Consider the following 23,320-nt stretch of genomic DNA (forward strand, 5'->3'; position numbering starts at 1 on the left):
CCGACAACTGACCGGCATCGGCGTGGCAGCCCAGGTCGGAACCGGGTTTCGCGGTGATGACCGGCCTACCCGCCGGACGACGCGCCGTCCCACCGGGCACGGACCAGGTCGACCCGGGTTCCGCCGGCGCGCAACGGGGTGCGTTCGGCGCGGTAGTGCCGTAGCGCCTCGCGCTCGTGTCCGGGCGGCGGGGACCCGTCGGCCTTGAGCACCCGCCACCAGCTGACGGCGCCACCCCATCGAGACATCACCGCCCCGACCTGGCGGGGTCCGCCGGCGCCCAGGTACTCCGCGACGTCCCCGTAGGTCATCACCGACCCGGGCGGGATCGCCTCGACCACGTCGAGTACCGCCGCGGCGTAGTCGGGCAGCTCCTCCACCCGCTCAGGGTAGGTGCGTACGCTGCGCCCATGAGCGAGCAGAGCCCCGACACCGAGAACCCCACCGTCGAGCAGCCCACCCCCACCGTGATCACCGTCGGTGTCGACGGTCCCAACATGCTGGTCGGGACGATCGAGATCCGCAACGCCGCCGGCGAGCTGATCAAGACGGCCAAGCGGGTGGCGTTGTGCCGTTGCGGGGCCAGCGAGAGCAAGCCGTTCTGCGATGGCTCGCACAAGCGCATCGGCTTCAGCGACCCGGGGCCGAGCCTGCCCGCCGCGTAACCGGCCCGCCGTCATCGGCCTCGATCCGGCCGCACTGCGCCCAGTCGCCGCTCGAGGCTGTCGAGGATCAGGTTCAGGCCGAAGTCGAAGTCCGCGGTCGGGTCGTAGCCGTGCCGCAGTACATGGCCGGTGATCTCGCGAACGTGCGGGAACCGGTCGGCGGGGATCGCGTCCAGGAAGGCCTCGGCGGACTCCTCGGTGTCGGCCTGGCCAGCCGCCATGCCCTGCTGCTGTCGCAGGAAGCCGTAGATGTAGCTGTCGATCGCCGAGAGGGCGAACAGCGCCAACTCGATGGTGAACCCGGCCTCCCGCAGGGTGCCGATCGCCCACTCGAGGTATTGCAATCTGCCCGGTCCGCTGGTCTGCCGGGTGTCGATCAGCGCGCCGGCCCACGGGTGGCGGGCGAAGGCGTCCCGCGCCCAGACCGCTCGCTGCCGCATCGCCTCGTGCCAGTCGACCTCGCCGGCGGGCAGCTCGATCTCGGCAACGACCAGATCGATGATGCCGTCGAGGACGTCGTCCTTGGTGGTCACATGGTTGTAGAGCGACATCGCCTCGACACCGAGCCGCCGGCCCAGTTCGCGCATGGTGACGGCGGCGATCCCCTCCTGGTCGGCGAGCTCCAGCGCAGCGCGCAGGACGCGATCCCGGTTCAGGCGCGGCCTGCCCGGGTCCCCGACGCCGGCACGCCGACCCATCGCTCTCCTCCGTGTCACCCGGCCGTCCCGACCGGCCCAACGGAGGACCATCGACCCGACACGACTTACGTAGTAAGTAGCACACTTACATCGTAAGTAAAAACATCTGGACAGCGTGCCGCGAAGACGTTGCCACCCTGAGGGGAGCGAGCCGTGAGGACCTCCGAGACATCAGCCATCACCCTGCAGAAAGTGGGCGGCGTGGCCGCCCTGTACCTGGCCGCCGCCTACCTGGCGGCGATGCCGATCTTCTACTTCGCCGGGGACCTGGACGAGCAGACGCCGGCCGAGAAGGTCACGATGCTGGCGACCCACCGCTGGGCCATGCAGGCCGCGTACCTCGCCACGTACGTCGTGTTCGGCATCGTGCTCGCCGTCCTGGCGGTTGCACTCCACGACAGATTGCGGACCGCCGCCCCGGTGCTCGGACGCATCGCTGCGGTCGTCGGGGTGCTGTGGGGTACCGCCCTGCTGGCCAGCGGCCTGATCTTCAACGCCGGGATGGGCGCCGTCGTCGACATCTACCCCACCGATCCGGGTCGCGCGACGTCCCTGTGGCAGGCGATCGAGCCCGTCACCCAGGGCCTCGGCGGCGCCGACGGCGAGTTGCTCGGCGGGCTGTGGGTCCTGCTCGTCACCATCGCCGGGCTGCGCGGGGTGCTGCCTCGCCGGCTCGGGTGGCTGGGACTCGTGGTCGGCATCGCCGGTCTGATCTCGGTGATCCCGCCGTTGCAGTCGGCGGTGTACGTCTTCGGTCTGCTCCAGCTGGTGTGGTTCCCCTGGCTCGGGATCTCCCTGTTGCGCACCAGCAGGCAGCCGATGCCGCGAGTTGTCGAACCGATCACGGTGTGAGCCCGACAGCCCTGGACGACGGCGCGCGTCGTCGTCCAGGGCCGGCCTCTGCGTCCTCGCGGGAACCGAACCCGAAGCCGTAGCGTCCCAGGGGCGCGGATCACCCCGGCACCAACCGCCGATACCCGATCCGCGCGGCACTCGGAGGCACTCAATGGCCGATCACGTCGAGCGATCCCGACGGCGCACTCGCTCCCGCTGGCTGATTCCCGGGCTGGTCTCGGGCGCGGCGGCGGCGACCGCCGTCGGGCTCGCGATCGCGATGGGCGCCGGATCGGTGGGGAACAACACCGCGACCCCCACCTCCGGGGCAACCCCGGGTTCCGCCATCCTGGACGACGCGGCCTCCGTGGCGCTGAGCACATTCGACTCCTGCCCGGCGTTGCTCGACCACTACCGCACCACGGCCTTGCCCCTGGTCGGCCCCTGGGGGCTCGGCGGCCCGATGTACCCCGGGGTGCTGGCCAGGGAGTCGGCCAATCTGTCCGGTGGGCCGCAGGCCTCGGCCGAGGCCAGGGCCGCAGCACCCGCCGGATCGGCGGCGGACAGCTCGTCGTCCACCGGATCGACGTCCGAGACCGGCACGAACGTGCAGGTCGCCGGGGTGGACGAAGCCGACCTGGTCAAGCGCGCCGGCGACCTGATCGTGACGGTGAGCCAGGACCCCCGGGGTTCGAGCCCTGCCCTCGTCGTGCTGCGCACCCCGCCGGCGACCGCCAACCACCGCGCCGCCGTCCGCCTCGGTCGCCTGGCGGTCGGCTGGTGGCCCACCTCCCTCCTCGTCGAGGGTCGGACCGTGCTGCTGATCGGCAGCTCCCCCGAGATGCTGGCGACCACCGTCACGAAAGGCGGGGTCGCCGACCGGTTGATGCCGACCCCGAGCATCGGCCGCACGCGACTCGACCAGATCGATCTGACCGACCCCACCCGTCCCCGTCGGGTGCGAACCCTGACCGTCGACGGCTCCGTGGCCGGGGCCCGGTCCGTGGACGGCGTGGCGCGGCTGGCCATCACCAGCTGGCCCCGGCTCTCGTTCGAGAACCCCTACCCGATCGCCCCGATGCCCGATACGCCGACCAGCAGCGAGTCGTCCGTGGCGCCGGACAGCTCCTCCGGCAGCACGCTCGCGCCGCCCGGCACCAGCGCCCCGACCGACCCGCAGGCGATCGAGAAGCAGGCCACCGAGCGCAACACGGCGCGGGTGCGAGCCTCGACCATCGACGACTGGCTGCCGCACTACGACCTGACCGAGTCCGACGGCACCACGTCGTCCGGCCGGTTGCTCGACTGCACCGAGGTGGCTGCTCCGGCGGAGCCATCCGGCGTACAGACCCTCAGCATGCTCACCCTCGACCTGCGCAGCCACGGCCTGGCCGAGTGGCAGACCACCGCGGTGATCGCCAGCGGTAGCACGGTCTACGCCACCGCCGACCGCACGTATGTGGCGACCACGTCGATGCCGGGCGGGGTGGTGGGCGGCATCGTCCCGCGCGGCGGACCCGCCGCGGTGACCACGGCCATCCACGCCTTCGACACCTCGGGTCGAGACCGGGGCCGGTACCTGGCCAGCGGCAGCGTCACCGGAACCCTGCTGAACCAGTTCTCGATGGACGCCCACAACGGCGTCCTGCGGGTGGCCACCACCGACGCCTCCGGCTTCTGGGGCATGCCGGTGGGGGTGGCCGAGGCGCAGCCGATGGCGGACGCCGCTGCCTCACCGGCGGCCTCGCCTGCCGCCCCGGGCAGCCGGGTGACCACCCTGCGCCAGGACGGCGAGCGCCTGGTGCGCATCGGTGAGATCGACGGTCTCGGGCGAGGCGAGCAGATCTACGCCGTCCGCTTCGTCGGCCCGGTCGGCTACGTGGTGACCTTCCGCCAGACCGACCCGCTGTTCGTGCTCAACCTGTCCGACCCGGCGCACCCGAAGCTGACCGGCGAGCTGAAACTGCCCGGCTTCTCGGCCTACCTTCACCCCGCCGGGGACGGCCTGCTCCTCGGGGTCGGCCAGGACGCCACAGACGCCGGGCGCGTCACCGGGCTGTCCTTGTCACTGTTCGACGTCCACGACCCGACCGACCCCCAGCGGATCGCGAAAGTGAAGCTGCCGCAAGCGTTCTCGGATGCGCAGGGCGATCACCATGCCTTCACCCTGGCCGGCGACCTCGTGCTGATCCCGTTCCAGCGCATGACCTCCGAGACCACTCAGGGCAGTTACGACGCCGGGGTGATGGCGGTGCGTCTCACCGGCACCCGGCTGAGTGAGCCCACGATGTTGCGCATGCACACCAACGGCCCGGTGACCAATGGCAGCGCGGGGTTCGAGGCGCTGATGATGACCGACACCCCGCGCCGGACCCTGGTCGACGGCGGCACCATCTGGTCGATCGGGGCCGGGGCGATCAGCGGTCACGACGTGAGCACGCTGCAGCGGGTGGGCTACACCCCGTTCGCCGGGTGAGGCACCGGGCTCAGTGGCGTCAGTACACGGGCTTGTGGGGCTCGACCGAGCGCACCCAGGCCAGCACGCCGCCGTCCAGATGCACCGCATCGGTGCGACCGGCGGCATGCAGCGCGGCCAGCGCACGACCCGAGCGACCACCGGATTTGCAGTACAGCACCACCGGACGCCGCGCTCCGCCGCCCGAATCGCCGTCCGCGCCGTTCCTGCGGGACAGCTCGTCCAGCCGGGCCAGTCCCTCGGCCCGAGGCGTGCCGTCGCCGTCCACCAACTGCCCGACCGGCACCAGCACCGAGCCGTCGATGGTGACCACCTCGACCTCGTGGGCCTCGCGGACGTCGACGAGCACGAAGTCGCGCAGCCCGGCGTCCCGCTCGGCCAGCATCGTCGCGAGCGCCGCGGCGTCGATCGTCTCGCCCTGCGGCGCGGCGGGCAGCACCGCACAGGCGAACGGGTCGTCGATCAGCTCGGTCACGGGGGTGCGCTCGGGGTCGGGCTGCACCCGCAGCGTGCGCCAGGTCATCGCCAGGGCGTCGAAGACCATCAGCCGGCCGACCAAGGGGTCACCGATGCCGCAGATCAACTTGATCGCCTCGGTGGCCATCACCGACCCGATCGCGCCGCACAGCACCCCGAGCACGCCACCCTCGGCGCACGAGGGCACCGCACCGGGGGGCGGCGCCTGCGGGAACAGATCGCGGTAGACCGGCCCGTGATCGCGCCAGAACACGCTCACCTGGCCGTCGAACCGGAAGATCGACCCCCACACCTCGGGGACACCGAGCAGCTCGCAGGCGTCGGCCACCAGGTAGCGGGTGGCGAAGTTGTCGGTGCCGTCGAGCACCAGGTCGTACCCGGTGAGCACGTCGAGGGCGTTGCCCGCATCCAGGTGGACGGCGTGGCGTACCACCTCGACGTGCGGGTTCACCTCGGCGATGGCCTCTGCTGCGGAGTCGACCTTGAGCCGGCCGAGGTCGGACTGACCGTGGATCACCTGGCGCTGCAGATTCGATTCGTCGACCGTGTCGGCGTCGATCACGCCCAGGGTGCCCACCCCGGCAGCGGCCAGGTAGAGCAGCGTCGGACTGCCCAACCCACCGGCACCGACCACGCCCACCCGGGCCGCGCGCAGCCGGCGCTGCCCGGTCAGGCCCACGTCGGGCAGGATCACGTGCCGCGAGTACCGGGCGATCTCGGCCGGGGTCAGCTCGGGGACCGGCTCGACCAGGGGGGGCAGGCTCACCGGCTCAGTCTGACCGATCGTCGCGGCCCCGCGAGCCCACCCACGCGGTGATCAGGGGAAGGGCCAGCTGTTCTTGACACACCCGAGCAGTCCCTTGGTCTGCTGCATCATCACCGGTGCCCGCTTGCCCTTGCCCGGGCAGTACTCGTGGTGATGGCCCAGCACGTGGCCGACCTCGTGGTTGACCAGGTAGCGGCGGTACCCGGTGCGATCGGCGCCGTAGTCGGGGGTGCCGGTGACCCAACGGAAGTAGGTCAGGATCGCGGCGTTGCCCTGGGCGCAGGACACCTTGCCCAGGGTCACCAGCGGCGCGCACATCTTGGCCGAGGTCTGCGGAGTGGCCAGCACGACCCGGATGTCGGCCTTGCCGGAGGTCCGGGCGAAGGTCATCCGGCCGCCGTGACCCCAGCTGTGCGAGTCGTTCAGGGTGGCCATCACGGTCGCCGCGACGGCCTGCCCGTCGACGTTCAGGTTCTTCTCGATCTCGACCCGCACCCGGTAGACCGTGCCCTTGCCGGGTGCATTGGCTCCCCCGGGCACGACCACCAGGGTGCCTGGGCCACGCTGCGGGACGGCGGTGCTGCGCAGGCCCGCGGCACGGTCCGCGGCGGTGAGCCCGCCCGAGGAGACCGCGGACACCGGGGCATCGGCCGCCTCGGCCTCACTGACCGAGGTCGAGGAGAACTCGCCCTCCGGTCCGCCACCCGTGATGTCTCCCGCCACCGCGGCGCCCGCCGCGGTCGAGGCCTCGACCACCGACGGAGCAGGTGACGACATCGGGGGCGTCGAGGACGAGGGTGAGGGTGCCGGTGCCACCACGGGCGCCAACGCGGTCACGGTCTCGGACGACGCGCCGTGCGGGCGCACCATGCCCCACACGGCCGCCACGACCAGGAGGGCCAACGACGCCGCGAGCGTCCGCAGCGCCACCGGCCCGAGGAACACCGGATTGCGGCGGGGGCGATTCACCTCGCGGCGTGGCGAGGGAACGGGCGGGAACTGCGGCACGACCGGATCATCGCACGACGAGCGCGCGCCGTCCGGACACAACGCACGGTTGGTGCAGGCCCGGCGACGCCGATTCGCCCCGGGTACGATGACCACGCCACGACGCCCCCGAAGCTCGGGTGGGCAGGAAAGGGACGACGCGTGACGACACAGGACATTCCCGCCAAGGGCACCCGAATGCCGCGGGACGCACGTCGCACCCAACTCTTGGGAGCCGCGCGCGAGGTGTTCGTCGCCCAGGGCTATCACGCCGCCGCCATGGATGAGATCGCCGAGCGGGCGGGTGTGAGCAAACCCGTTCTGTACCAGCACTTCCCAGGTAAGCGCGATCTCTACCTGGCGTTGCTGACGGAGCACACCCAGCAATTGGTGGACGCCGTCCGCGAGGCGCTGACCTCCACCACGGACAACAAGAACCGGGTCGCCGCCACGCTGGGTGCCTATCTCTCGTTCATCGCCGACGAGAGCGAGGCGTTCCTGCTGATCTTCGAGAGCGACCTGACCAACGACGCCGAGGTCCGCGAGATCATCGATCGGGTCACCCACGAGTGCAGCGGCCTGTTCGCCGATGTGATCGGTCAGGACACCGGACTGGCCCGCGAGGAGGCCGAACTGCTCGGGGTGGCCCTGGCCGGCATGGCCCAGGTCTCGGCGCGGTACTGGCTGCAAACCGGACAAGCCGTCCCCCAGGACGTCGCGGGTCGCCTCATCGCGCAACTCTGTTGGCGCGGCATCCGGGGTTTCCCGAAGAACGAAGCCACCCCGGGTCCGTTAGCCTGACGGCAACACAGTCGTCGCGATCAGGAGGTCACCTGCGGTGGAGGTCAAGATCGGCATTCGGGAAGTCGCCCGCGAAGTGGTTCTCGAGAGCGAGCTGACTCCCGACGCCGTGGCAGAGCAGGTCGCAGCGGCGGTCGAGTCGGGCGGCATGCTGAGCCTGACCGACGACAAGGGACGCCTCGTCCTCGTGCCCGGCACCCGCATCGGGTACGTCGAGATCGGCGCCGCCGAGACGCGCCGGGTCGGCTTCGGCGGCGCCTGAACCCACCCTGGTCAGGGTGGTCAGCGTGGTCAGGCGGCCAGGCCGAGGCGCGCCATGCGCCGGCTGTGCGCCTCGGTGAGCCGGCCGAACATCTTGACCAGCTCGGCCAGGTCGGCCGATGGCCCGGCGCCCAGCAACAGCGAGGTGAGGGCGTCGCGGTCGGCGGCCACCCGCTGGGCCTGACTGAGCGCCTCACCGACCATGCGGCGGCCGTACAACGCCAACCGGCCGGACAGCCGTGGATCCTCGGCGATCGCCGCACGGACCTGTGAGACCACGAACTGCGCCTGGCCGTCGTCGCTGACCACGTCACTGACCAGGGCATGCACATCGGAGCCGAGGAAGACGCTGATCTCGCGGTAGAAGTCGGCCGCGATGCCCTCACCGACGTAGGCCTTGACCAGTCCCTCGAGCCAGTCGGCCGGGGCGGTGCGCTCGTGGAAGCCGTCCAGCGCGGCCACGAAGGGCTGCATCGCCACCTCGGCCGTCACCTGCATCGAGGTCAGTCGCTTGACCAGCACCTCGTAGCGGGTGAACTCCTGCACCGCCAGCCGGGCGAGTTCGGCGCGCGCAGCCAGCGTCGGCGCGCGCTCGGCGTCCCGGGTGAGGTGGAAGAAGGCCGTCAGCTGGCCATAGGCCAGCGCCCCGATGAGGTCCACCACGGCCTCGGTGTCGATCGATTCGCCCGCATCGCTCATGTGCTGAGCGTATCCAGCCGATAGCGCATCCCAGCAGGTAGGATCAACCCGTACACGGATGACCGGTCGGATGACGATCGGCTCCGACCAGCAGCGGATGCAAGGCCCGCCGTCCGAGACGGACGGCGTGCGGCCCCCGCCACGAACAGAAGGTTCATCGCGTGACAACCGAACACACGTTGAGTGAGGCCGAGTTGATCGAGGCGGAGGCGCAAGCCCCTGCCGAGAACGCCTTCGAGCCGCCACTCTTCACCGATCTGGGCGTGCAGCCCGAGATCGCCGCAGCGCTCGAGAGGGTCGGCATCACCCATGCCTTCCCCATCCAGGCCCTCACCCTGCCGGTCGCCCTCGGCGGGCACGACATCATCGGCCAGGCCAAGACCGGCACCGGCAAGACCCTCGGCTTCGGCATCCCGCTGCTGCAGCGCGTGATCGGCCCCGGCGAGGCCGGCTTCGAGGACCTGCTGGCGCCGAACAAGCCGCAGGCACTGGTCGTCGTCCCCACCCGTGAGCTCGCCGTCCAGGTCGCCAACGACCTCGGCGTTGCGGCCACCGGCCGCAACGCGCGCGTGCTCACCGTCTACGGCGGGCGCGCCTACGAGCCGCAGATCGAGGCCCTCAAGAAGGGCATCGAGATCGTCGTCGGCACTCCCGGCCGGCTGCTCGACCTGGCCCAGCAGAAGCACCTCGACCTCGGCAACGCGCGCATCGTCGTGCTCGACGAGGCCGATGAAATGCTCGACCTGGGATTCCTGCCGGACGTCGAGCGGATCCTCGCGCACACCCCCGCGGGGCGGCAGACCATGCTGTTCTCGGCCACGATGCCCTCGGCCGTGGTCGCGCTGGCGCGCAGCTACATGACCCAGCCGACGCACATCCAGGCGCACTCCCCCGACGACACCGGCGCCACGGTCAAGGCGGTGACCCAGTTCGCCTACCGCGCGCACGCGCTCGACAAGGTCGAGATGCTGGCGCGCATGCTGCAGGCCCGAGGCCGCGGCCTGACCATGATCTTCGCCCGCACCAAGCGGACCGTGAGCAAGGTCGCCGATGAGCTGACCGAGCGCGGCTTCGCGGTCGGCGCCATTCACGGTGACCTGGGGCAGGGCGCTCGCGAGCAGGCGTTGCGGGCGTTCCGCAACGGCAAGGTCGACGTGCTGGTGGCCACCGATGTCGCCGCTCGCGGCATCGACGTGGACGACGTCACGCACGTGATCAACTACCAGTGCCCCGAGGACGAGAAGACCTATGTGCACCGCACCGGGCGCACCGCCCGGGCGGGCAACACCGGCACCGCGGTGACGTTCGTCGACTGGGACGAGCTGATGCGCTGGGGCCTGATCGACAAGGCGCTCGAGCTGGGCCTGCCCGAGCCGCCGGAGACCTACTCCTCCTCACCGAACCTGTTCAGCGACCTCGAGATCCCCGAGGGCACCCGAGGCACGCTGCCCCGTAGCGCGCGTACCCGTGCCGGGCTCGGCGCCGAAGAGGTCGAGGATCTCGGCGAGACCGGTGCCCGCCCCCGTGGTGGGGGACGCGACGGTGGCCGGGGCCGCGACGGTGGTCGCGGACGGGACAGTGGTCGCGGACGGGACAGTGGCCGCGGACGGGACGGCGGCCGCGACGGTGGGCGTGGCCCCGGTCGCGACAGCGAGGCCGGCGCGTCCGGCGAGGTGGGCGAATCGAGCGAGGCTCCGCGGCCGCGGCGTCAGCGTGAGCGTCGTCGCACCCGGGGCGGCCAGACGATGGACGGCGTCGCCACCGGCACTGCGGGAACCGACGAGGGCGTACCCGCGGGCGGCAGCGACAACGGAGCCGCGGCGTCCGAGAGTTCGGACGCCAAGCCCCGTCGTCGCCGTCGTCGCCGCGGCGGCGCCAAGTCGCCGGCAACGACCGAGTGAGCTGACGCCTCGCGGTCGACGCGAGCGCAGCATCACCGTTCGGCCCTGGCACGGATCGGCTACGGGGTTCCACCGAAGACCGTGATGGTCAGGTCGAACGCGTTGGAGCCGAGCCCGGTCTGGGTCACGGTGAAGGACCGGGTCGTGGCACCGGCGGCCGGGGCCTGGCGGGTCACGGTGATCGTCGAGCCGAGCGGTGCACCGGCCGCGTTGGTCAACGGCGTGGTGTTCTCCGGGTTGCTGATCGAGAACTTGGGCACGCCGGTCATGGTCACGGTCTGCGAGGCCGCGCTGGCCGAGGTCAGGTGAACCGAGATCTGCTTCAGGTAGAAGTTGCTGTTACCCGGGTCGCCCTTGTCGCCCTTGGGGCCGCGCGGGCCACGCTCGCCCTGAACGCCCTGAACGCCCTGCGGGCCTTGCGGTCCGGTGGGGCCGGTGATCGAGATCGGTCCCCAGTAGCCGGGGGCCGGTTTGGTCAGGTAGTACAGCGCGCCGGTGCCCGACTTGACGTAGACGGCGCGAGTGGAGGCGGCCTGGGACACCCCCGCGCCCAGCGCGCCGAGCGTCACGACGTTCAACGTCACCAGTGCGGCGACGCCGGGACGCGCGACAATCCTGCGGACCAGTGTGTGAGTGAGGCGCCGGTCTTCGTCGTCGCCGTGGAATGTCGACATCAGGTTCATCTCCCTCGGAAACAAGACCTGTCCGACATTTCAGAGCATAGGTGAGTCGAAGACGTCCGGATTGGGCACAACGGCTCGGCTGGTGGCGACAGCCGGCTGACATCGCCCGCCGACCGGACGCCGCCCGTCAGTCCTGGTGATCGGCGCGAGCGATCTCGAGCCAGGCGGCGTCCAGCACGCGGCGCAGGTCGCGGGCCGTGGGCACCAGGTGCGCCAACAGCACCACGGCTGCCTGGGTGACCTCGGCCGGTGCCACCTGCAGTTCGGGCACCTCGCCGGCCTCGACCACGACCCCGAACGCACCGGTGAGCACCACGGCGAGCGCGGTGGGGTCCGACCGTCCCACCTCGCCGAGCAGGATCGCGAGATCATCGCCCGTGACGCCGTCCGGGTGACGCGCCTCGAGGGCGGGGCGCACCGTGGCGGTCAGCAGCCGGTGCAGCTGGTGCGGGTCGGACCGGTCGAGCCTGCCCAGTGCATCGACCAGGCGCTGCTCGGTGTCGTCGTCCTGGGCCTGTGCGTTGGCATGGGCGGCCGTGACTGCCTCGGTGAGCGCACGATCCAGGGCCGCCGGTGGGCCGGACAGTGCCGTCATCTCATCTCCACGTCTCAGTCGGCTGCCGCGGTCTCCCTCGCCCCACCCTGGCGCGAGTCTCTCGGTGATCATGCAATCCGTGCACGCTCGTGAATGCTTTCACGAGCGTGCACGGATTGCATGATCACCGAGGTTGGGGTGTGAACGCTCGGCGCGGATGAAGTCCAGCAGACCGTCCAGGCCCGGGAGCTGATAACTCCAGAACGCCCGCACCAGGTCGCCGACGTGCTCGGCGTCGTTGCCCGACATCAGGATCCGGGCCAGGGCGCGGCGGGTGTTGTCGAAGACCAGGGTGAGGATCTCGCGATGCACCGACGACAGCGGGACGTCGAGCAGCCGCTCGGAGTGATCGACCAGCCGCGCCACGAACGTCGCGGGATAGTCCGCGTACGGCGTGCCCTCGGCGCGGTCGAGCAGCACCACCATGGCCAGGCGATGCGCGAGCCAGAAATCGAGCAGTTCCCCGGCGGCCGAGCCGGCGGTTGCGGCACGAGCGCCCAGGGTCTCGATCCGGGCGTCCAACAGGGCGTCGTGGCGCACCGGCAGATCGGCCGGGACGACGACCGCGAACAGCGCCTCCTTGGAGTCGACGTAGCGGTAGACATTGGCCGTGGCGGTCTCGGCGGCGGCGGCGATGCGCGCCATGGTGGTGCCCTCGTATCCGTACCGCGCGAAACAGGCCAGCGCCGCCGCCTCGATGCGGGCGCGGACCTCGGGTTTGAGGACCTGGGCCATCAGCGGCCCGGACGCCGATCGGCCCAGGGCGCAGCCTGTTCCAGCTCGTAGGCCAGGCCCAGCAGAAGGGCGTCCGCACCAGGGGCCGCGGCGAAGTGCAGCCCGATCGGCAGCCCGTCGTCCCAGCCCAGCGGCAGGGTCATCGCCGGGCAGCCCGCGGGGTTGTGGATCGGGGTGTACCCGACCACGCGCTCCGTGCGGTCGATCAGCACGTCACGACCGGCGCCGGGGTCGAGGTACCCGATCGGCCACGAGGCCACCGCGAGGGTGGGGCTGAGCACGACGTCGTAGCGATCGAACAGCGTGAGATACGTGCGCGCGGCGTCGGCCAATGCCTGCTCACTGTCGCTCTGAGCCTGCGGGCCAAGGGTTCTCGCCCACTCGATCAACTCGAGGGTGAACGGCTCGACCTCACCCTCGACCGGCGGGAAGCCCCGCATCGACGTCGTCAGTTGCGCCATCATCGTCATGGTCAGCGCCGCCGCGGTGAAGAAGCCCCGACTCAGACCCGCGCCATCGATGCCCGGCGCCACCGCGAGCTCGACCTCGTGGCCGAGCGCGGCGCACCGTGCCGCCACCCGGTCGAGTTCGCGCCGTACCACGGCGTCCGGCTCACGCCCGGTCAGCGTCGAGGCCAGGACGCCGATCCGCAACCGCGCCGGACTCGGTCCGTCGATCACCCCGATCGGGGCATGGACGGCGTCCGGACCGGTTCGTTCGGTGACTGCCAGCAGCTGGGCACTGTCGCGCACCGAACGGGTCATGACGTGGTCGGTGACCAGCGCCTGCAGCCCAGAGGCCTGCGGGCCGGTCGGCAGACACCGCCCCCCTGACGGCTTGAAGCCGACGATGCCGTTCAACGCCGCCGGCACCCGCAATGAGCCACCGGCATCACTGCCATGAGCCATCGGCACCACGCCGGCAGCCACCAGCACCGCCGAACCACCCGACGATCCCCCAGCGGAGACCCCTGCCCGCCAAGGGTTTCTCGTGATGCCGTGCAATGCCGTCTCGGTGCTGCCCAGCAACCCGAACTCGGAGCTCGTGGTCGAGGCCAGAACGGTCAGCCCGGCGTCCCGCAGTCGCTCTGCGTAGGGCGACAGGCCCGGCGCCGGGTTGTTCGCCAGCAGGCGCGAGCCCATCGTCCACGGCAACCCGGGCCAGGCCAGCAGCTCCTTGACGGCGAACGGCACCCCGGCGAACACCCCGGCGGTCGCCGGCTGCCCCACCGGATCGACCCGGTAGGCCAGCGCGTTCAGGTCGGAGCGGGCCTCGAGCAGACCCAACGCGGTCTCGGTCAGGTCGGTTGCGGACACCTCACCCGCGCGCACCAGGCGGGCCAGCTCCACGCCGTCCCAGGCGCGGTACTCATCCTCATCGATCAGCATCACTCAATAGTGAATGATGAAATCGCTATTGGCAATCCGCACTACCGCGTCAGCGTCACGGCGCCGCTGACCCCGGCGAGGTGGCCGTACCGCGAGGGCACCACCACCCGGTAGGTGCCCCGGGGAAGGTCGATGGTGCGGGTCTCGGTGCTGCCCTGGGTGGTCCAGGTGGCGCTCAGGGTGGCCCAGGTTCCGTTCGAGGCACGCTGCTGCACCCGCACCACCCAATAGCCGGCCCCCTTGTCGGGCGCGACGTCCAGGTACAGCCTGCCGGCACCACCGACCGCCTTGGCCGTCACCCGGGCCACCGGCGGCATCCAGAACCGCAGGCTTGCCGCGGACGACCAGCCGACCGCGTTCATCGCCTGCACCGACACGGTCTGCCAGGCGTTGTTCGCCAGCGCGGGCACGACGAATCGGGCCGCCGTGGTGGTCCAACTTCGCGTGCCGTGGCGCACCAGGTATCGGGTGACCGCAACGCCACCGGTCGAGCTCGGGGCGGCCCACGCCAGGCTCGCCGCTCCCACACCGGGGATGGCGGCCACGGCGCGCGGCGGGCTCGGGGCGCCCACCGGCGTCACCAGTGCGGACGGCGCGGACGGCGCCGAGACGCCGTGGTCGTTGCTCGCAGCGGCGACGAACTGGTAGCCCCGGCCGTTGACCAACCCGATGACGGTGCACGACGGCGTCCCGGTCACGATGGTGGTGGTGCACCGCTGGTTCCCACCGACGGTGCTCACCTCCACCTGGCCGGCGGCCGGGCCGAGTGCGGCCGGCACCACCCGCACCACGGCCGAGCCGTTGCCGGCCACGACACCCGCGATCGTGGGCGCCCGAGGGGTCCACGCGCTGAAGAACGCCGTGACCTCGTGCACGGCGGTGTACGGCGCATCGGCCCCGGCGTCGGTGGTGATGGTGCAGGTGAGCCCGATCTGTCCGGCGCATCGCCCACCCCACCTGTGGAACGAGGAACCCCAGGCGGGATCGGCGGTGAAGGTGAGCGGCACAGCCTTCGGCACGGCGTCGAAACAGACTGCACCGCAGTCGGTCCGGCTGCCCGTACCCACCACGGTGCCCTGCCCCGACCCCGCCGTGGTGGCGTCGATGACCTGGTCTGCGGCGGCGGAGTTGCCCCACACGCCGACCAGCGTCCGGTCGCCGTCGACGATGACGCTGTCCGGCAGGGTCCGGCCCGGCTCACTCCACGCGTGCGTCAGCCCGCCGTCCTCGAACAGGGCCAGCAGGGTACGGGTGTCGCCGTGGCCGCCGTCCAGCTCGATCTGATCGCCCAGCGGGTGCAGCGACTCGCACCGGATCGGGGTGGCCGGCCCACCGGGCGAGCAGGTGGTGGTCGTGCCCAGCTCGGCGGAGGTCCACCCGACCGGCTGGGCGTGATCGGCACTCATGCGTGCGGCGTCCCGGTAGAAGCCCAGGTCACCGTGCAGCTCAACCGTGAACCGGCGCGGTGGGCCGTAGATCGCCTGCACCGCCAGGTGGCGATCGGCTCGCAATCGGCACGTGCTCGAGACCACCCCGGCGCAGTCACCGGCCCAGCCGGCGAAGAACCACCCGTTCGACAGCGGGTCCGCGGTGATCGTCACGACGGTCTCGGGGTCGTAGGGCACGGCGCGTTCGCAGTCGGCCACGACACAGGTCAGCGACTCGCCCTGCACGGTGAGCGTCGGCGCCAGGGGCGTGGTCGGGTCCAGCTCCGAGCCCGAGGCCACGGCACGCAGCGAGACCACCGGCGCCCCCGTGGTGACCACGTAGCGTCCGAGACTGCCGTAGCTGGAGTAGGCCAGGTTGGCATACGGGGTGCTGGTGGCCGGCGCCCCGGAACCGCGCACGGTCAGGTGGTAGGTACCCGCGGGCAGGCTCGCCGCACTCAGTCGGGACGCGAGCCCGTGCGAACGGCCGTGAGCGCTCTCGGTGGCTGGGTTGGTGGCCTGCACCAGCACCGCACCCCCGACCGTAGGGCCGCTGATCAGAGCACCGGTCGCATCGAGCAGTGCGGCCTCGACGTCCAGGTTGCCGTGTCCGGCATCGGGTTGGACCCGCAGCTCGAAGGCTCCGCCGGGGTGGGTCAGGCGCATCACGTCGACGTCGGTGCCGGCGGTGATCAGACCTGTCGCACCCGTCGACGCATCGATGGTCGGCGCGTCGAGATGGCTTGCCGGGTAGTCATCGGTCACCGTGGCCAGACCGTTGCCGGCGATCAGGGTCAGGTCGTTCTCGGTGTTCGTCGCCCCCGTGTAGTCGCCCCGGGACCACTGCCGGATGGTGGCGTACCCGCCGGCTCCGCCCATGATCGGACCCCACCGGTGGTCACCGAAGTGATAGGGCTGCGAGCTGCCCCCGGTCACGATGCCGTCGTGCGACAGACCGAGCTGGTGGCCGACCTCGTGCGACGCGCACTGCCCCCCGCCGTAGAAACACAGCGCGTGCTTGTAGTACGGCTGCACGCCGGGCAGGTCGAAGGTGCCCACGTAGCCCAGGCCGATGGCGCCGCCGGTGTCGAATCCGTCCGGTGCGTCGTCCCCCATGATCACGTGAGCGCCGTAGTTCAGGTCCTGGACGCTGGTGCGATCGATCGCGGCATCCCCCGGGTCGACCGTGGTCACGTCGACGGCGAACGGGGCGAAGTCCTCGGCCACCTCGAGCCAGGTGTCCCGGATCAGCTGACGCTCGTAGGCGTCGAAGGTCGCCGGGTCGCCGTCGCGGTCCAGCCCCGGGACGTGGAGCCGGGGCAGATCGACCGAGTTCCAGGCCGTGTCGACCAGGGTCTCGCCGCCGAAGTCGAGGTAGATCGTGTGTGCCGCTCCGGGACGACTCGACAGGGCAGGCTCCGCAGCTGCCGGCACGTCGACCTCGCCGAACCGCTTCACCCGCGCCAACGCGATCCCGCCGAGGGCCTGCGGCCGCCGCTGCTCGGGTACGGCGAGAGCGTCGGGGCGTGATTCGAGGTGAGCTTCGAGGTGGGGTTCGGGGTCGCGGAAGAACACCACCCCGTCAGCGTCGGCCCGGGCTGCGGCGTCGCCCCGCACCCGAGCGATCTGGGATGGGGTCAGGCCGGGGTTGGCGCGAGCCAGCGCTGCCGGGGACAGTGCGCGGGCAGGCCGTGACCGATCGCCGGCACGGCCCGCCCGCCGGGTCGTGGTCGTCGTGGTGGTTGTGGTGGTCTCGGTGGTTGTGGTGCTCGCCGGGGTCACCGCAGGCACGTTGGGCACGGCGGTGGCCCTCGCGGTGGAGCTCGCCACAGCGGACGAGGTCGACGAGGCAGTAGGCGGTGCGGGGGCAGCCACCGGCCCACCGTTGCGGGCACCGTCGTACCGCAGGCCCGCTCCCCCGGCCGCCACCACGCCCGCGACGACGACGGTGAGCCACCGGCCAGGGTGCATCGTCCGGGCCTCCCGCCGTAGGACGTGGCGGACGCCAACCGTCACTACCTACCGACGGCAGCCCCCGCCGAAGCTGGAGCACCGCAGCCCCGAATCACTCGCGTGGCTCAGCCACCGGGCCTCGGGCGCGAGGCACCCGAGAGCATCGTGAAGATCGCCGTGCGCGGATCCGGTCGCCGATCAGAGCGGGTCGACCGGCGTGACCGCACACCAGGGCTCAGGAGCGCGGCGGGTCCGCGGCGCGGCGCCGTCCCCGGGGGGCTCGCCGGGGACGTGCCCAGGCTGCCGCCAGCACGACCGCGACCTCACGATACGCCTGTGCCCCTGTCGATCCCGCCGCGGTGACCAGGATCGAACGACCGACGGCAGGCGCCTCGGCGAACCGCACCGATCGCGGAATCGGCGGTTCGAGGACCGGCAGGTCGTAACGCCCGGCGACGTCGGCCAGCACGGCCCGCGCATGCGTCGTCCGGCCGTCGAACATCGTCGGCAGGATGCCCCGGATGAGCAGGCCGGCGTTCAACAGCCGCTTCACATCGGTGATGGTGTCGAGCAGTTGCCCCACCCCACGATGGCTGAGCATCTCGCACTGCAACGGGATGATCACCTCTTGGGCAGCGGTCAACGCAGCCAGGGTCAGCACCCCCAGCGAGGGCGAGCAGTCGAGCAGCACCACCTGGTAGTCGTCGACCACATCGGCCAGCGCCGTGCGCAACGCGAACTCGCGTCCCGGCCGGCCCAGCAGCGCCGCCTCGGCGCCGGCCAGGTCGATGGTCGAGGGCAACAGGTCGACCCCGTCGGCCACGCTCATGATCACGTCACGGGCGGCCGCCGTGCCGAGCAGCACCTCGTTGACACTCTGCTCCAACTCGTCCGGGTCGACGCCGAGCGAGAAGGTCAGGCAGGCCTGCGCATCCAGGTCGACCAGCAACACGCGCATCTGCTGTTCGGCGAATGCCGCGCCGAGGCTGGCGACGGTGGTGGTCTTGGCCACCCCGCCCTTCTGATTGGCGACCGCCACGACCCGACCCATGGCGCTCATTGTGCCCGCCCGTGGCGTCTGCCCAGGTCGTCGCCACGTGCTCAGGCTCACTTAAGCAGCCATTGAGGCGATGCGCCGGCTCCACCGCATAGCCTTCGGCCGACAAAGAGCGAGGAGTCGTGCGTGGTGCGTCATTCCACGCGGTCACGCCAGAGGCCTCGGTGGCTCGCAGCGGCCGTGGTGACCGTGATGGCAGCCCTCGGCGGGGGCGCCACAGCGCTGTTCCTGAGGTCTCTCGACGCGGACCCGAGCGGGACCCAGGTCGTCACGGCATCAGACCAGGTCGTGGCCACCGAGTCGGCCGCGTCCGGCGCGGCGACCGCGGCGGCGGTGGACACCGGGGCCGTCATCACCCCGTCCCCCATCTCACCCCCCGCCCGCGTCCCGACCAGGACCCCCGCGGCCACGGCGGTGGGATCGGCCGCCGCCCAGGCGGGGCGGCCCAGCCCGAACCCCACCAGCGTTCGGTCCGGCGCGGCGGCAGGCGTGATCACGACACCGGCCGCCGGCGGGGTTCGGGAAACTGACGGGACGACGTCCGACGCGGCGACGGCCAGCCGGACCGCGGCGCCTGCCCCGCCGGCGGCGACCAACAGCCCGGACATCAAGTGGCGCGAGGAGTTCGTGGCGGAACTGAACCTGCGTCGGATCGCCCTCGGCCTGCCCCCGGTCGGGTACAGCCGGCCACTGTCCAATCAGGCGGCGTCGTGTTCGCGCACCAGTCTGATCGCCGGCACGCTGCAGCACTGTGGTCATGAGGTGCTCTGGGGCGGCCCCGCCGCCGGCCACACGGTGCAGGACATCCTGGATGCATGGTTCACCAGCCCGGGCCATCGGACCGCTCTGACCTACGCCTCCTCCACGAGCGCCGGCGGTGCATTCGTCTGGCGGAACGGCCGAGCGGTCGCGGCCATCACCATCGACTACTGACCCATCGCCGACGTTCGCCGGGAGCACGGTTCGGTGGCCCCGGCGAGCGGACCGCACGTCAGGCCGTGGCGACCACCGGACGCGCCGGTGACCCGGTGGCCGTGCGAACTCGCCGATGACACGTCACCCTTGGTTGTCATGACGCGGACCCGGGGCGCCACAGGGCTGTTCAGCCCCGACAGCGTGACCTGGCGGGTGCACGCCGAGCCCCTGATGGGCCTGGCGGGAATGCGTGCCCTGTTGCTGCAGGCGCTGCATCCGGCCGCGATGGCCGCCATCGACGAGCACTCCAACTACAGCGACGACCCGTGGAGCCGGCTCACCCGCACCACGGAGTTCGTCGGGGTGGCCACGTTCGGCACCGCGACAGAGGCGATGTTCGCCGGGTCGCGGGTGCGCGCCGTCCACGCTCGTATTCGCGGCACCACCCCGGACGGCGCCCCCTACTCGGCCGACGATCCCCAACTGCTCGCCTGGGTGCACAGCTGCATGGTCGCCTCGTTCCTCGAGGTCACCACCCGGGCCGGCTTGCGGCTGTCGCCCGCCGAACAGGACAGCTACATCGCCGAGCAGGTCAATTCCGCCATGCTGGTCGGCCTCGAACCCGACGAGGTACCGCGCGACCGCGCCGGGCTGCTCGACTACTTCGCCGCGGTCCGCCCGGTGCTCGAGTGCAGTCCGGCGGCTCGCCGGGCAGCCAAGCAGGTGATCAACCCGGTGCCGCAGCATCTGTTACCGACCCCGGTCGCCGCCTTCACCGGCCCCATGGGCCGGGTCCGACAGCCCCGGCCGGCCTGGGCCGTGGTAGCCGGTCTCGCCTACGCCGCACTGCCGCCCTGGGCACGCCGGATCTACGCCATCGGTGATCTGCCCGGACCGGCCGGACTGGCGGACGCCGCGACCACGCTCGGGCTGAAGGCACTGCGCGCCACCCTCCGCTGACAGCCCTGACACCCGCCCACCCCACCCCACCCCGCGGTGATCATGCAATCCGTGCACGAAACGTGCACGGATTGCATGATCACCGCGGGGTGGGGTGGAGGACGGGGGTGGCCGTCACAGCTGCCTCGAGGGCTTCGAGAACCGTTGGGGCGGTGAGGTTCTCACCGATCCGGTTGACCTTGCCGGCGCCGTGATAATCGCTGGAACCGGTCACGAACACCCCCAGATCGGCGGCCAGTGATCGCAGCGCCTCCCGCTCGGTGGGCAGGTGATCGCGGTGATCGACCTCCAACCCGGCCAGCCCGACCTCGGCCATCGCGGCGATCACCTCGTCCGGCACCACTCGGCCGCGCCGAGCGGCCCGGGGGTGGGCCATGACCGGCACTCCGCCGGCGGCCCGCACCAGCCGTACCGCGGCGATCGGGTCCGGAGCGTAATGTCGGACGTAGTAGGGCGACCCGGTGCGCAGCACCGCACCGAAGGCCTCGTCACGCGAGGCCATGTGGCCTCGGGCGATCAGCGCGTCGGCGATGTGCGGGCGACCGACGGTGGCGTCCTCCGGGGTGGCCCCGAGAACGTCCTCCCAGGTCAGCGGATAGTCGACGGAGATCAGCTCCACCATCCGCTGCGCCCGGCCGACCCGATCGTCCCGGGTGCGGGCCATCTCGGCGGCCAGCGCGCCGTCGTCCGGGTCGTGCAGGTAGCTCAGCAGGTGCACCCCGATGCCTCGCCACTGGCACGACAGCTCCACCCCCCGAACCAGGACGACGTCGTGGACCCGGGCGGCCACGGCCGCCTCGGCCCAACCCGCCACGGTGTCGTGGTCGGTCAGCGCGACCACGTCCAGGCCGGCTGCCGCCGCTGCGGCGATCACCTCGGCCGGCGGCTGGGTGCCGTCGGAGGCGGTGGAGTGCAGATGGAGATCGATGCGCACCGGACGGCCGATCCGGCTCAGCCCAGGCGCGGGGTCAAGGCCCCGTACGGCAGGGCGTAGGTGTGCTGCGGGTCGCGCAGGTCCACCAGGGCGAACTGCTCCAGGAGGACCGCGCTGGCCGGGCGTGGCCAGGTGATCACCCACAACCACTCGCCGAGGGCCTCACCGACGTAGACCACCCCGGCCCGGGCATCGCTGGGATCCGCCGGGCCGACCGCGAACGACCACATCGGGGTGAGATGACCCGCGGCGGCCAGGTGAGCATCGGATGGCTTGGCCGCGATCGTCGGCCCCGGGTCGAGCCCGGCCAGCCCCGCCAACCGGGCAGCGAACCCCACGCCGGGTTGTTCGGCCACGACCACCAGATCCGCAGCCAGACAGTCCTCGTCGTCGAGCACCAGCGGATTCGGGCCGGACAGCGCCAGCGCGGTGGCGACCGGGCCGGAGTGCTCGTCACCGGCGTACTGCACGCCCGAGATCAACCAGCCACGGGGCAACGGCCACGGCAGCCACAGCGGCACCTGTGAGCGGGCGGCGACCTGGGCCAGCGCCGGATCGGACCCGACGATCGCGGGGTGCACCGGCGCGATCGCCCCGTGGTCGGGACAGGACCAGGCGTCGGACCACAGGCCCGGTGCACGGACGGCGTGACCACAGCGGGGGCAGGAGCGCGATGAGCTCACGGTGTGACACTGCTCCGCCGTCCGGGTCCGGTCAAGGACCGCACGGGCCGCGCCCTGACGGGGCTGGTCCGGTCGACGCCCTGAGACACTTCACCCGTGACCGGATCGAGCGCGCCATCGCCGCACATCCCGTGTGTCGGAGCGCTGATCTACGACGCGGCAGGCCGGTTGCTGCTGGTCCAGCGCGGGCACGAGCCGGCCCGTGGCACGTGGTCGGTGCCGGGCGGCAAGGTCGAACCCGGCGAGACGGCGCGCGCCGCCGTCGTCCGGGAGGTCCGGGAGGAGACCGGCCTGGACGTCGAGCCGCTCGCTCTGCTGGTCACCGTGGAACGGGCGGCACCGAGTGGTGGCACTTTTGTGATCGAGGATTTCCGCTGCCGGCTGCTCGGCGGCACGCTCCGAGCCGGCGACGACGCGGACGACGCGGCGTGGTTCGATGCGGCAGCGCTGGTGGCCGCACGAGGCCACCTGGCCCCGGGGTTGTTCGAGGTACTGCAGGAATGGGGCGCGTTGCCATCTGGCGCTGCCCCGCGTGACGGTGTGAGGCTGTCCCCCACCACGACCAGGGAGACCGACATGGCGGACGAATCGAGCGCGCCGGGCGGATCGCAGGGCTACGACCCGCTGCAGATGTTCATGTCCCAGCTGCGCGGGGTCACCGATCAGCTCACCGGACTGGGCAAGATGGCCGACTCCTTGCCGATCCCCGCGGCGCTGCGCTCGTTACCCGGGGTGACGCTGCCGCCGATGCCCGGCGCGCTCACCGCCGCCCAGCTCGCGGCGATCTCGACGGCCGTGAGCGCCCAACGCGCCGGCGTCCAGGCCATGCAGGGTCAACTGGGCGCCCTGGACGAGCAGCTCGGAGTGCTCGAGAGCATCCTCGAGCCGCTCGTCCAGTGGAGCAGCACCTGGGCCACCGTCGAGAAGAAGTTCGTGCCGAAACCGGACAACGGGAACTCCGACCAGGAGGGCTGACCGAAGCCGGCCGGCCGATCGGCCGGTCAGGGCGGGCTCAGCTCGAGAAGAACAATCGCGACAAGCCGCCCTTGCGGTAGTGGTGCCCGCCGTGGTGTCCCCAGGCCGGGCCGGAGTAGTACCCGGGCGGTGGCGCCTGCTGGTACTGCGGCGCCTGCTGGTACTGCGGTGCGGGCTGGTGCTGCGGCGTCAGCCGGCTCTCCAACTGCAGCAGGCTATCGAGCTCACCGAAGTCGAGGAAGATGCCGCGGCATCCCTCGCACTGGTCGATGTGCACGCCGTTGCGCTCGTAGGTGCGCATCGTGGCGCGGCACTTGGGGCACACCAGCGCCGTGGTCGGCTGCCCCGGCGGTTGCCCGTGGCCGGGCGGCGTGCCGTAGGCCGGCGGGGTGCCGTGCGGCGGTGGCGTGCCGTAGTGCGGGGTCTCACTCATCGCGTCTCCTTCACCTG

General features: G+C 71.6%; 23 protein-coding genes. 9 read left to right on the top strand and 14 right to left on the bottom strand.

Annotation, left to right across the window (positions count from 1 at the left end):
- Positions 1-65: 65 nt before the first annotated feature.
- Positions 66-380, bottom strand: a complete 315-nt coding sequence (locus tag IPK24_24340) for an MGMT family protein (GenBank protein ID MBK8078585.1) — start codon at positions 378-380, stop codon at positions 66-68.
- A gap of 30 nt (positions 381-410) precedes the next feature.
- Here IPK24_24340 and IPK24_24345 point away from each other — a divergent pair, with 30 nt between their 5' ends.
- On the top strand, positions 411-665 hold the full coding sequence (locus IPK24_24345) for a CDGSH iron-sulfur domain-containing protein (protein ID MBK8078586.1): 255 nt from the start codon (positions 411-413) through the stop codon (positions 663-665).
- An 11-nt stretch (positions 666-676) separates the two neighbouring features.
- Here the strand turns inward: IPK24_24345 and IPK24_24350 are convergent, their stop codons facing one another.
- Positions 677-1,363: a TetR/AcrR family transcriptional regulator C-terminal domain-containing protein gene (locus tag IPK24_24350; protein ID MBK8078587.1), complete on the bottom strand. Its 687-nt coding sequence runs from the start codon at positions 1,361-1,363 to the stop codon at positions 677-679.
- 153 nt (positions 1,364-1,516) lie between these two features.
- Between IPK24_24350 and IPK24_24355 the strand changes: the two genes are divergently transcribed.
- Positions 1,517-2,215 (top strand): DUF4386 family protein, encoded by a 699-nt coding sequence (locus IPK24_24355; protein MBK8078588.1) that lies wholly within the window; start codon positions 1,517-1,519, stop codon positions 2,213-2,215.
- Positions 2,216-2,369: 154 nt separating this feature from the next.
- Entirely contained in the window at positions 2,370-4,673 is a 2,304-nt protein-coding gene (locus tag IPK24_24360) for a beta-propeller domain-containing protein (protein MBK8078589.1), read from the top strand.
- A gap of 19 nt (positions 4,674-4,692) precedes the next feature.
- Here the strand turns inward: IPK24_24360 and moeB are convergent, their stop codons facing one another.
- Both moeB and IPK24_24370 read right to left on the bottom strand, forming a co-directional pair.
- Entirely contained in the window at positions 4,693-5,916 is a 1,224-nt protein-coding gene (gene moeB, locus IPK24_24365; protein MBK8078590.1) for a molybdopterin-synthase adenylyltransferase MoeB, read from the bottom strand.
- A gap of 51 nt (positions 5,917-5,967) precedes the next feature.
- Positions 5,968-6,924, bottom strand: a complete 957-nt coding sequence (locus IPK24_24370) for a DUF3152 domain-containing protein (GenBank protein ID MBK8078591.1) — start codon at positions 6,922-6,924, stop codon at positions 5,968-5,970.
- Positions 6,925-7,101: 177 nt separating this feature from the next.
- Here IPK24_24370 and IPK24_24375 point away from each other — a divergent pair, with 177 nt between their 5' ends.
- The gene (locus IPK24_24375; GenBank protein MBK8078592.1) at positions 7,102-7,704 is read left to right on the top strand and encodes a TetR/AcrR family transcriptional regulator; all 603 of its coding nucleotides are present in this window, start codon (positions 7,102-7,104) and stop codon (positions 7,702-7,704) included.
- 37 nt (positions 7,705-7,741) lie between these two features.
- A complete protein-coding gene (locus tag IPK24_24380) occupies positions 7,742-7,966 on the top strand; it encodes a DUF3107 domain-containing protein (GenBank protein ID MBK8078593.1) in 225 nt (74 codons plus the stop codon).
- 29 nt (positions 7,967-7,995) lie between these two features.
- On the opposite strand, the gene IPK24_24385 is transcribed toward IPK24_24380, so the two are convergent.
- On the bottom strand, positions 7,996-8,664 hold the full coding sequence (locus IPK24_24385) for a hypothetical protein (GenBank protein MBK8078594.1): 669 nt from the start codon (positions 8,662-8,664) through the stop codon (positions 7,996-7,998).
- Between the two features lie 161 nt (positions 8,665-8,825).
- Here IPK24_24385 and IPK24_24390 point away from each other — a divergent pair, with 161 nt between their 5' ends.
- On the top strand, positions 8,826-10,565 hold the full coding sequence (locus IPK24_24390) for a DEAD/DEAH box helicase (protein MBK8078595.1): 1,740 nt from the start codon (positions 8,826-8,828) through the stop codon (positions 10,563-10,565).
- A gap of 59 nt (positions 10,566-10,624) precedes the next feature.
- On the opposite strand, the gene IPK24_24395 is transcribed toward IPK24_24390, so the two are convergent.
- The 6 genes from IPK24_24395 to IPK24_24420 form a co-directional block, all read right to left on the bottom strand.
- Positions 10,625-11,239 carry a collagen-like protein gene (locus tag IPK24_24395; protein MBK8078596.1) on the bottom strand — a complete coding sequence of 205 codons (615 nt, stop codon included), beginning with the start codon at positions 11,237-11,239 and terminating at the stop codon, positions 10,625-10,627.
- 136 nt (positions 11,240-11,375) lie between these two features.
- Entirely contained in the window at positions 11,376-11,843 is a 468-nt protein-coding gene (locus IPK24_24400; GenBank protein MBK8078597.1) for a hypothetical protein, read from the bottom strand.
- A gap of 99 nt (positions 11,844-11,942) precedes the next feature.
- Positions 11,943-12,578, bottom strand: coding sequence for a TetR/AcrR family transcriptional regulator (locus IPK24_24405; GenBank protein MBK8078598.1), 636 nt, complete (start codon positions 12,576-12,578; stop codon positions 11,943-11,945).
- A complete protein-coding gene (locus IPK24_24410) occupies positions 12,578-13,966 on the bottom strand; it encodes an amidase (protein ID MBK8078599.1) in 1,389 nt (462 codons plus the stop codon). Before IPK24_24410 ends, IPK24_24405 begins: the two co-directional genes overlap by 1 nt.
- A gap of 41 nt (positions 13,967-14,007) precedes the next feature.
- The gene (locus IPK24_24415) at positions 14,008-17,364 is read right to left on the bottom strand and encodes a hypothetical protein (protein ID MBK8078600.1); all 3,357 of its coding nucleotides are present in this window, start codon (positions 17,362-17,364) and stop codon (positions 14,008-14,010) included.
- A 217-nt stretch (positions 17,365-17,581) separates the two neighbouring features.
- Complete coding sequence (locus IPK24_24420; protein ID MBK8078601.1) at positions 17,582-18,397, bottom strand: ParA family protein; 816 nt, start codon at positions 18,395-18,397, stop codon at positions 17,582-17,584.
- Positions 18,398-18,595: 198 nt separating this feature from the next.
- Between IPK24_24420 and IPK24_24425 the strand changes: the two genes are divergently transcribed.
- Positions 18,596-19,336, top strand: a complete 741-nt coding sequence (locus tag IPK24_24425; protein MBK8078602.1) for a CAP domain-containing protein — start codon at positions 18,596-18,598, stop codon at positions 19,334-19,336.
- A gap of 138 nt (positions 19,337-19,474) precedes the next feature.
- Positions 19,475-20,278 carry a DUF2236 domain-containing protein gene (locus tag IPK24_24430; protein MBK8078603.1) on the top strand — a complete coding sequence of 268 codons (804 nt, stop codon included), beginning with the start codon at positions 19,475-19,477 and terminating at the stop codon, positions 20,276-20,278.
- Positions 20,279-20,357: 79 nt separating this feature from the next.
- Here the strand turns inward: IPK24_24430 and IPK24_24435 are convergent, their stop codons facing one another.
- Complete coding sequence (locus IPK24_24435) at positions 20,358-21,212, bottom strand: PHP domain-containing protein (GenBank protein MBK8078604.1); 855 nt, start codon at positions 21,210-21,212, stop codon at positions 20,358-20,360.
- 17 nt (positions 21,213-21,229) lie between these two features.
- A complete protein-coding gene (locus IPK24_24440) occupies positions 21,230-21,895 on the bottom strand; it encodes a hypothetical protein (GenBank protein MBK8078605.1) in 666 nt (221 codons plus the stop codon).
- Positions 21,896-21,991: 96 nt separating this feature from the next.
- On the opposite strand from IPK24_24440, the gene IPK24_24445 reads away from it, so the two are divergent.
- Positions 21,992-22,870, top strand: coding sequence for an NUDIX domain-containing protein (locus tag IPK24_24445; GenBank protein MBK8078606.1), 879 nt, complete (start codon positions 21,992-21,994; stop codon positions 22,868-22,870).
- A 37-nt stretch (positions 22,871-22,907) separates the two neighbouring features.
- Here IPK24_24445 and IPK24_24450 read toward each other — a convergent pair whose 3' ends face one another.
- Positions 22,908-23,303, bottom strand: coding sequence for a zf-TFIIB domain-containing protein (locus IPK24_24450; protein MBK8078607.1), 396 nt, complete (start codon positions 23,301-23,303; stop codon positions 22,908-22,910).
- Between the last annotated feature and the right edge of the window lie 17 nt (positions 23,304-23,320).

It is taken from the genome of Kineosporiaceae bacterium (genome assembly GCA_016713225.1).
Classification (GTDB): Bacteria; Actinomycetota; Actinomycetes; order Actinomycetales; family Kineosporiaceae; genus JADJPO01.